General features: G+C 70.6%; 3 protein-coding genes and 1 pseudogene. 3 read left to right on the forward strand and 1 reads right to left on the reverse strand.

All coding sequences use genetic code 11. The features are described from left to right. From AC27IQ_RS23405 to AC27IQ_RS23415, 3 genes and pseudogenes are all read left to right on the forward strand, one after another. Positions 1-215 (forward strand): annotated as a pseudogene (locus AC27IQ_RS23405) (urease accessory protein UreD); the annotation flags it as partial. Between the two features lie 171 nt (positions 216-386). Further along, a complete protein-coding gene (locus AC27IQ_RS23410) occupies positions 387-890 on the forward strand; it encodes a tlde1 domain-containing protein (RefSeq protein ID WP_284426156.1) in 504 nt (167 codons plus the stop codon). After that, the gene (locus AC27IQ_RS23415) at positions 887-1,276 is read left to right on the forward strand and encodes a hypothetical protein (protein ID WP_284429964.1); all 390 of its coding nucleotides are present in this window, start codon (positions 887-889) and stop codon (positions 1,274-1,276) included. Before AC27IQ_RS23410 ends, AC27IQ_RS23415 begins: the two co-directional genes overlap by 4 nt. Positions 1,277-1,310: 34 nt before the next feature. On the opposite strand, the gene AC27IQ_RS23420 is transcribed toward AC27IQ_RS23415, so the two are convergent. Beyond that, positions 1,311-1,942 (reverse strand): SDR family oxidoreductase (locus AC27IQ_RS23420; protein WP_487090985.1); only part of this gene is annotated, 632 nt, incomplete at its 5' end.

Consider the following 1,942-nt stretch of genomic DNA (forward strand, 5'->3'; position numbering starts at 1 on the left):
CGAAGGCGCGCTGGACGCCGCCCGCGCCGCCATCGACGGGCACCCGTTGGCCGCCACGTCCGGCGCCACCAGCCCCCCATCCGAACGTGGTGGTGGTGCGGGTGCTCGCGCCCGTGGTGGAGCCCGCCATGGGCCTGCTGCAGGCCGTTTGGGCGGCGTGGCGCGCACAGTGCTGGGGCATGGCGGCGCAGCGGCCGCGTACCTGGTCGGTGTAGCGCGCCAAAGGGCGCGCGTTCGGCGTGCGATACGTCCCGACACCCGGCATTACAAAAACGCACGGGCCCCGGCAGAGCCCCCTCCTAGAATCGGCCGGCCGCGCTGAACCGCCCGGGCGCCCTGCCCGTTGCGCATGCCCTTTTGCGCGGCGCCAACCCTTTCACCCTGCCATGTCCGATCCCTACGCCCTGGAGCGCAGCCGACCCCACGCCCCCGGATGCCTGCAATCGAAAATCGCACTGCAATTCGACGGAAAAGTCCTGCGCGGCACGGGCACGCAATCCGTCCTCGCGCTGCCCGCCGTGTCCGGCAAACCCAAAAACGGCCAATTCGACTACTCCACCGAATGGCAGAAGACCCGCAACGCCGGGCCCATCCCCGAAGGGGACTACTGGATCCAGCCGTCCGAGATGTGGGCCAACAACTGGCTCAAGAACCTGTACCGCTCGCCGCGCGCGGCCTGGGGCAATTTCCGGCTGACCATCCACCCCTATCCCGGCACAGAAACCTACGGGCGCGGCGGCTTCTTCATCCACGGCGGCTCGACGCCGGGCAGCGCCGGCTGCATCGACCTGACCGTGCACATCGACAAGTTCGTCGAAAAGCTCAAGAGCGAACTGGGAGGCCTTCCCGAATGCTACATACCGCTCACCGTCCGCTATCCGCCCCAATGAAGGCCCGAAGCACCACCGCGCTCCTGGCCCTGGCCCTGGCACCGGGGCTGGCCATGGCCGAAGTCAGCGACAAGACGCCGGCCCTCTGGCACATCTGGGCCGTGGCCCTGGGCGCCTCGGCCGTGTGCATGGCGGGCATGGCCTGGCGGCGGTGGCTGGGCGCGGCGCTGGCGGTGGTGCCCGCGCTGTGGTTCGCCGGGCTGCTGCTGGAGATCCACTCCACCGACGTCGGGCCCTACCTGTATGCCGAGCAGGGCTGGAGCTACTACCTGCAGGCGTACCTGGCGCTCGCGGTGTTCCTCGCCAGCCTGGTGCTCGGACTGCGCCTGGGCGAGCGGCGGCGAAGGGCATCCGGCGCGGCGGCCGGGGCCCAGTCGCGGACTTGAAGGGCCTGCCGCCCCCAAGGCGGCCCTCTTCGCGTCAGAACGTGCCCGGAAACGCCCCGCCGTCGGCCAGGACGTTTTGCCCCGTCAGGTAGCCCGCCTGCACGCTGCACAGGAACGCGCAGATCGCCCCGAATTCCTGCGGCGTGCCGTAGCGGCCCGCCGGAATGGCCGCCTGGTGCGCGCGGCGCACATCGTCTTCGCTCTTGCCGGTCTTCTGGACGGTCGCCTGGATGTTGGCCGACAGGCGATCGGTGTCGAACTTGCCCGGCAGCAGGTTGTTGATCGTCACGCCCTTCGCCGCAATGGAACTGCGCGAGGCGCCCGCCACGAAGCCCGTGAGGCCGCTGCGCGCGCCGTTGGACAGGCCCAGGATGTCGATGGGCGCCTTCACCGCGCTCGACGTGATGTTGACGATGCGCCCGAAGCCCCGTGCCGCCATGCCGTCCACCGTGGCCTTGATCAGCTCGATCGGCGTGAGCATGTTGGCGTCCACCGCCTTGATCCAGGCATCGCGGTCCCAGTCGCGGAAATCGCCCGGCGGCGGACCGCCCGCGTTGGTGACCACGATGTCGAACGCCGCCCCGGGCCCGCCCGCCACCGACATCGCGGCGGCCCGGCCCTCGGGCGTGGTGATGTCCGCCGCCACGGCCAGCACGACCGGCTGCG

This window comes from Acidovorax sp. KPB24-07, assembly GCF_057543315.1.

Excerpts from the sequence above, each read along its gene's own strand:
- AC27IQ_RS23415 (WP_284429964.1), top strand. The coding sequence starts at position 887 with ATGAAGGCCCGAAGCACCACCGCGCTCCTGGCCCTGGCCCTGGCACCG.
- AC27IQ_RS23410 (WP_284426156.1), top strand. The coding sequence starts at position 387 with ATGTCCGATCCCTACGCCCTGGAGCGCAGCCGACCCCACGCCCCCGGA.